Genomic DNA, 7289 nt, shown 5'->3' with positions numbered 1-7289 from the left:
AGTCAACCTTAACTATACGTGGTTTCACGATGGCTTTCTATTTATTTAACTGTTGCATTTGATTTTACAATGAACCATAGTAAAGAATATAGCTAACCATACAAATTTAATATTCCTAATTGCTTCTAATAACTCCACTTTTCCTAAAATGAATATATTCCTCATACTTCAGACACCAACTCTAAAAATATTTTTTCTAAATCTTTCTTCTCATAAGCAATCGAATTCACGTTCAGTTTATTTTTATCCAGTTCTGCAATTAGATTAGTTAATTTGATTGGTTTCCTGCTAGTTACTAAAAATTCTCCTGCTTTTACTTCTTGTAATTCATAGGAATCATTTAGTGTCATCTCTGGTTTAATAGAATCGCTTAAATCCACTTGAAGATATATTTGTTTATAATTTACAGTTTCATCTTGATTAGTTATATTTCCGATGATTTCTCCATTCTTTATAATAATATAGCGATCACAAAACTCATTTGCATCATCCAAAATATGCGTGGATATAAGAACTGTCGTGTATTCTTTTAGCTTTTTGATTAAGTTTTTGATTTCATTCCTACCTACTGGATCAAGAGCTGATACAGGCTCATCTAGAATTAGAAATTTTGGGCGGTGTAGAATGGCTTGTGCAAATCCTAATCTCTGTTTCATTCCTCCGGATAATTCTTCTACCTTATATTTATTTTTATCCTGCAGCCCCACATCTTTAAGTACTTCATTAATATTTTTATTAAGATACGTTTTACTTAAACCTGATATACTACCAAAAAATCTTAATGACTCCTCACATGTCATCCACTGTTTAAAATCTGTGTGCTGAGATAAGTAGCCAATATCATTCTTAAAATTTAAAATATTCTTTCCGTTAAAATTAATTTCTCCTTCTTCGTAATTTATAATTCCAGTCATGCACTTAATTAGAGTAGTCTTTCCAGCTCCATTAGGACCCAATAATCCAATGCACTCCCCTTCTGTAATATCAAATGAAATATCTTTTAGTATTTTTTTGCCTCTAAAAGCTTTATTTACACTCTTAATAGCGATCATTTTTTAGCAATCTCCTTCCAATAGTCAAATAAAGAATCGGTCCAACTGTATTGAGTAACACAATAACGACTACCCAAACTATTGGATAATTAACAATTGTCCTGCGTCGGTATAAATCAATTAAAGCGATTATCAAAAGTAATAAATGTAAAACCATTATTGGAATTACTATTGGCATAATAGCTCCCCAATCTATATCCTTTAAGATGCTAATATCTGTATTCATAACCCTAACCTCCATTTTTATTTTCTTTATCATTATCGATAATGATAATTATAGTGTACATTTATATAAAAATCAATTATTATTATAAATAAGATGAGGTGATATTTATGGAATTCAGTTTATTTAAAAATCAAACGCGATTTAAAATTGCATTAACATTGATTGATAAACCAGAAGGACTTTCTATTATGCAAATGAATGAATTATTAGAAGATGTAGCTCAAGCAACATTATATAGACATGTAAATGCCATGTTTGAAGACCAGTTATTAAAAATTGTAAAGACTAAAAAATTGCGTTCAGGTGAAGAAAATTATTATGCAATAAACGCAAAAGGTTATAAAATTGATGAAACAGAATGGGCTCAAGCAAATTATGGTGAAAAGGTGAATTTTATTACTTATTATTTTATGTATGTATTACAGTCTTACCAAAATTATCATAAAACAATTGATGATGAGGATGATAAAACAACTTTCTCTATCTCAAAGTTAAATTTAGGGGAAACCGAGTTTGAAAATTTCCAAGCAGATCTTAACAACTTAATTAATAAATATTACAACGAAAAACAAAATATGAATAGCAAAGAGCGAACTATTTCACTTGTAATTATTCCATAAGCATTATTGGAGTACATACTGTCAAAAATTAAAACTATTCGAAGAAGCCATTAGCATCTGCTTCTTCGAATAATTTTAATTTTTGTTGGTAGAGTTGCTGCTGTGGGCGTTATTTCATTTCTATGCATTTCATCTGGCTCAACTAGACTACCCTCATTATCATATATAGTTACATCTGGTTGACCTTCTTCCATACTTGGCATCAGTTTCTTCAGCGGAAACCGGGGTGTTACCAAGTATGAACAAAATAAATAATAATCCCAAAATACTACCTAACATTCTCTTTTTCATTACCTCCCAAATTTAAAATTATTTTAACATTATGTTAATTTTAGCATAATTAGGTTAAATACATGAATCCCCCTAAAAGTGCCTTTCTTAGTTTTGAGAAATATACTAATAAATTCTAAATGTACCTAATCCATAGAAATCTTTTCATATCAATATTTTGAGAATTGTTCCATGGATAAAAATGTATGAAAAAGGATTGAAATTGACATTAATTGAACCAATTTGCACCAACATGATAAATGTTAGTTGAATACAATTATATTTATTCCCTTTTAAGCTAATAATATTTAACCAGTATGTTTTTCAAGCATTTATCTTAAAACTAGTTCCACCTTAGTTCCATCATTGAATTCTTGAATATATAAAGTTCTCGTTTCTTTTGAGTATTGAGTAACAATATCTAAGGTCTCATCTTAATACGTAATTTCTGTGTGTAGACCACTTAAACCTTTTCATCTTGTCGAAAAATCTCATTTCATCAAATGCTTTATCTACATGTGCTCCTCCATCTTGATTTGCAACAAATGTAACTATATTTTTTCTAGTAAACACATTCTTTTATTACTTCGCTCCACCAATCCTCGTAGCTTAAAAGAAAGTTCTTTTACTATCGATTTCCAACGGTTTATGGGATAGCCCATCTTTATCCATGTTGAACTGTAATAATATCCAAGAAGATAATAAGTTTGGAGGTGTATACAACTCTCCTGATGACGATAAAAAGAAATTATGGTTTAACTTGATTAGCTTAAATAAATAATGTAAACGAGAGGTTTCATGAAACATTACTCTTAAACTTGTTGTGAGAGTGTAAGATTTAATCCGTTCCTTTTTTTATTATGTAAAGTTATTTACAAATGTAAATTAAATGTAAGCATCAAATACTGCACACGTATGCAACACAGCCTCGGAATGAGATAATGGTGGGTATGATAGCCTTGGCATGGCTGCCACCCCTTGAATTGGCTGCTTTTTTATTGGACAATCATGCCCACAGAGGATTCGGGTCAAGTCGTAATAATTTATTAATAATAATCATTAAGAGAATAAAATCAAAAGTGTACATGCTTATCTTGACATTTATATTAGAAAAACACCGAATGAATGCTTTATTTAATGCCCTTTAATTCGTCTGAAATAAAGAGGAGCACCTCCTCCACACCACTAGCTTGAATGTCCTCGATTAACTCTTTCCACACATAGGTAGATTCGATTGGAGCGATCGTGTAAGCGAGCACCTCTTTTGAGCCGTCTTCTCGGATTCCGACGACAATATAAACAGCTTCTTTGGATACAGTTTCTCGCTTGACGGGAAGAAAGGTAGCGTCTAAATATACGCACACGTAACAGTTGGATAAAGGACGTTGACGGAATGCCTCACCTCTTCGCCCATCACTTTCGTCATATTTGAAATCGTTTGAGGCGTGTAATGATGCCCGTACATCCGTTCAATTAAATGCGATACTTCAGACATCGTGACACCCTTCTGAAATATATGAATGACGAAGGATTTTAACGTATCATTGTTCCGTTTGTTGTTTAAATTCCCCATTTCGATCACGAGGTATGGAGAGTTCGAGCTCACCATACTACGTTTTCAGCGTTCGGGAATAGGACCCATTCTGAGAATTTCCAGAATTAAAGTCCAAGTGATCATACTTTTCATCATCTAAGAAAGCAGTCAATTCCGTTTGAAGCAGCGCATTTACCTCCTTTTCCAGATGGCAGCGAAATATTTCTGTAATATCCTCTTTTTTTTTGCTAGAGCTTGCATAATATCTGATGTAAAATGATCCATAAAGGAAGACCTCTTTTCTTGGGATTTTGTGTGGTAACTTGATTCTACAAGAAAAGGGCTTCCTTTTTCTATTTATTCATTCACACAAAATATTTTACACTCTCGACTTAATTATTTAGATGCATTTCTTTATAATATTCTTTATCAATCTTACAAACACATATTATTATTTTTATCCACTTTGATTTATTACCATACAAAAACCGACTTTCAAAACGAAAGTCGGTTTTTATTAGAGCTTTAATTCTCCCATACGAAGAAGCTCTACCACTGCCTGTGAACGCCCCTTAACACCAAGTTTTTGCATTGCATTTGAAATGTGATTCCTTACTGTTTTTTGGGATATAAACAGTTCCTGGGCTATTTCTTTTGTTGTTTTATCCTGTACTAAAAGCTCAAACACTTCTTTTTCTCGTTTGGTCAATAGTTGCTTCGGCTTGTACTCACTATCCTTCAAGTCTTAACCCCTCCTTGCTGTTCTTAGAGCCACGCTTTGAAGGGTATTTATTTAGTCAGAGTATTTTATGTTCTAAAAATCTTTTCTGTGCTTGCTTTTGTTGCGTTTTAAAATAATTATACCGTTGTCCTATAAAATCTAATGAATCAACCCACTTTTCTTCGCTTGTTCAGAAACTTTTCTAATTTGAGGATCGAGAGGTTTTTTTAATAAAATTGCAAATAAAATGGCTATGATCATAAACGTAAATAGAACAATAATATCACGAATGACAATCCCAGTGACCATTCCTCCTACCGCTTCACGTAATAAACTAATGGCATACGTAAATGGTAGGAATGGGTTAATCGCTTGGAAAAATGCAGGTGTTACTTGAATTGGGAATGTCCCGCCAGACCCAGACAATTGAAGTACGAGCAAAATAATTGCTAACCCTTTGCCGACATTACCGAAAACAGAAACAAACGTGTAAACAATCGACATAAATACCATACTAATAAAAATTGCAAATATAACAAACCAGACCGGTTCTTTAACATAGGCATCTAAAAGAAACAGATCACCTAATGTTACAATCAATGCTTGCATCAATCCAATACTAGCAAAGGTCAACCCTCTACCAAAATAAACATGATGAAGCTTATATATACCTTCTTTGTTATGAACATCGACAGTTAATAAGGAAATCAGTAATAATGCTCCAACCCACAAACTTAGTGTCGTATAAAATGGTGAATTAGCTGAACCATAGTTTGGAATTGGAAAAACCTTATTCTCGTTTAGTTCAATCGGATTGGCAAGAAAATCACTTTCTTGTTCAATATCATTTTTCAACAATTGAATAATATCATTTAAATCATGATTACCTTCAAACTGTCTAATGCGGTCAGCGGTATGTCGTACCGTATCTTCTAATCCAGGTAGATCGTTTTGTACTATATCAGCTATCTTATGAACTGAATTTTCTAGCTGTGGAAGTCGATTATCAATAAAATCTGTCACTTTATCCACTTCTTCTACTGCTTTTGGTAAGTCTTTTTCAACAAAGGATGCAGCTCGTTGAATTTGATCCTTTACCTTAGGAAATTGATTTTTATAAAAACTTACCGCTAGATTAACTCCACTTTCAACATCATCGAGTTTTTCAACTATTGTCAGCGCTGTTTGATGAATTTCGTCACCTATCTCAGGTAAGCGCTGCTGTAGTTTTGTAATCTTATCTTCTCCATAAACTAATGATTCTTCCGTATGCTTTAAGATGCTCTCTACTTTAGGTAATGCTTCTTGCGCTTGTTGTAAATTGTCACTAGCATTCTCTGCAGTTTCCTGTAAATGATCAATTCCTTTATCTATGACTGGAGAAATCGTATGATCATAGTCTGAAGCAAGTGTATTAGCTTGATTTACAGCTTGATCGGAAACAGCTATTAAGTGATTCATTTGATTGTCCGTTATGTTAGAAATATTATTTCCCAGCTTCGTTAACATTTCTTCCTCAGATTCAAAACTTACTTGTAATGCTTGTAGATTAGTTAAGATTTGCTCTAAATCTTTATTACTTACTTGCTGATCGATTACATCCAGTAATTGTATAGATTGATCTATACTAGATATACTTGAATTGAGATCACTTAACAGCTCTGGGATGGCCTTTTCTATTTCAGTAGTAGTTAGCTTGTCATGATCTAGTTGAACAGCGAATTGATGGACGATATTGGCTGTTTGCTGATAAAGCAATATATTTTGTTTTAATACAGGGTTAACTGTATCTATAGATTCTTTATTATTTTCGAAGTAATCACTGATCGCTTTTACAAATGCTTCACTATTTTCTGCATTTTTTTTAATTTCAGGTAATGCATCTTGCGACTTTCCCACTATATCTTGTGCTTTTTGTATGTCCTGTAATGTATTTGCAACTAGCTCCTCAATTTTTGTAAAGTCTTTATCCACATCAATAATAGTGTCTGCCACTTGTTTTATTTCTGGTATTTTAGTCTGCAAGCTGATAATACCTTCTCCTACCTTGTCTATTTGTGGCATCTTCTCATTCAATCGAACCACATTGTTGGCAGCAGCTATTATTTCAGGCATGACTTGTTGAAGCTCTATTACTTTGTCTGCTTGTTTAGTGATTTCAGGTAATTTCTCCTCCAGTGTAATAGCTTTATTACCTAGTGCTTCAATATCTGGGAGTTGTTCCTCTAATGCAAAAATATTATTTTCTACATTTCTTATGGTTGGCAATTCCTTCTCTAGCTCTATTCCTATTTTATTAAATTCTGTTAATACTGCCTTGCTAACTTGCTCAACAAAGCTTTCACTGGTCTGTGTTACGATAGTCGAAGCACCAGTAGAAGTCATTTTCGGAGCAATGGCGTTAATCTTCTCATTGACACTGTATTCAATGACTGGTCTAATTTGTTCTTCTCCTAATAATGTACCAATCTTCTCAGAAAAGTCAGTAGGAATATAAATACTGGCATAATAGTCTCCATGTTTTACACCTTGATCAGCATCTTTTTTTGAAACAAACGTCCATCCAAGTGCATCATTTTCTTTTAAATTATCAATGATTTGCTCACCGACGTTAATATTTCTCTCTCTTATCTCCGTTCCTTTATCATCATTTATTACTGCTATAGCGATGTCACCTGTATTGGAGTATGGATCCCACGATGCTTTCAAATTAAACCAAGCATATAAAGATGGAAGCACCATTAATGATACAATCAAAAAGGCTGCTACAGGAGTTTTAATTATATTCTTCCAATCTGTTTTTACAATTTCTAATATTTTTCTCACTTTTACACCTTCTATATTTTCATTACAAACTTACCATGCA

General features: G+C 32.8%; 6 protein-coding genes and 1 pseudogene. 1 reads left to right on the top strand and 6 read right to left on the bottom strand.

Annotated features, from left to right (window positions below; translation table 11 throughout):
* Positions 1–161: 161 nt before the first annotated feature.
* Together ACH6CY_RS08090 and ACH6CY_RS08085 are read right to left on the bottom strand one after the other, a co-directional pair.
* A complete protein-coding gene (locus tag ACH6CY_RS08090) occupies positions 162–1052 on the bottom strand; it encodes an ABC transporter ATP-binding protein (RefSeq protein ID WP_374066824.1) in 891 nt (296 codons plus the stop codon).
* Positions 1039–1278, bottom strand: a complete 240-nt coding sequence (locus ACH6CY_RS08085) for a PLDc N-terminal domain-containing protein (protein ID WP_374066823.1) — start codon at positions 1276–1278, stop codon at positions 1039–1041. The genes ACH6CY_RS08090 and ACH6CY_RS08085 overlap by 14 nt, the downstream gene beginning before the upstream one ends.
* A gap of 107 nt (positions 1279–1385) precedes the next feature.
* On the opposite strand from ACH6CY_RS08085, the gene ACH6CY_RS08080 reads away from it, so the two are divergent.
* On the top strand, positions 1386–1898 hold the full coding sequence (locus ACH6CY_RS08080; RefSeq protein ID WP_374066822.1) for a transcriptional regulator: 513 nt from the start codon (positions 1386–1388) through the stop codon (positions 1896–1898).
* Between the two features lie 50 nt (positions 1899–1948).
* Here ACH6CY_RS08080 and ACH6CY_RS08075 read toward each other — a convergent pair whose 3' ends face one another.
* The 4 genes and pseudogenes from ACH6CY_RS08075 to ACH6CY_RS08060 form a co-directional block, all read right to left on the bottom strand.
* Complete coding sequence (locus ACH6CY_RS08075) at positions 1949–2092, bottom strand: hypothetical protein (RefSeq protein WP_374066821.1); 144 nt, start codon at positions 2090–2092, stop codon at positions 1949–1951.
* A 1212-nt stretch (positions 2093–3304) separates the two neighbouring features.
* A pseudogene (locus tag ACH6CY_RS08070) lies at positions 3305–3987 on the bottom strand (IS256 family transposase); the annotation flags it as partial.
* 232 nt (positions 3988–4219) lie between these two features.
* Positions 4220–4444: a helix-turn-helix domain-containing protein gene (locus ACH6CY_RS08065; RefSeq protein WP_182200389.1), complete on the bottom strand. Its 225-nt coding sequence runs from the start codon at positions 4442–4444 to the stop codon at positions 4220–4222.
* A 138-nt stretch (positions 4445–4582) separates the two neighbouring features.
* Entirely contained in the window at positions 4583–7249 is a 2667-nt protein-coding gene (locus ACH6CY_RS08060; RefSeq protein WP_374066820.1) for a YhgE/Pip family protein, read from the bottom strand.
* Positions 7250–7289 lie beyond the last annotated feature (40 nt).

The organism is Paraliobacillus sp. JSM ZJ581, from assembly GCF_044383835.1.
Classification (GTDB): domain Bacteria; phylum Bacillota; class Bacilli; order Bacillales; family Amphibacillaceae; genus Paraliobacillus.
The sequence above is the reverse complement of the archived record's forward strand: the minus strand, read 5'-3'. Positions and strand labels throughout refer to the sequence as shown.

Excerpts from the sequence above, each read along its gene's own strand:
- ACH6CY_RS08075 (WP_374066821.1), bottom strand. The coding sequence starts at position 2,092 with ATGGAAGAAGGTCAACCAGATGTAACTATATATGATAATGAGGGTAGT.
- ACH6CY_RS08080 (WP_374066822.1), top strand. The coding sequence starts at position 1,386 with ATGGAATTCAGTTTATTTAAAAATCAAACGCGATTTAAAATTGCATTA.
- ACH6CY_RS08085 (WP_374066823.1), bottom strand. The coding sequence starts at position 1,278 with ATGAATACAGATATTAGCATCTTAAAGGATATAGATTGGGGAGCTATT.
- ACH6CY_RS08090 (WP_374066824.1), bottom strand. The coding sequence starts at position 1,052 with ATGATCGCTATTAAGAGTGTAAATAAAGCTTTTAGAGGCAAAAAAATA.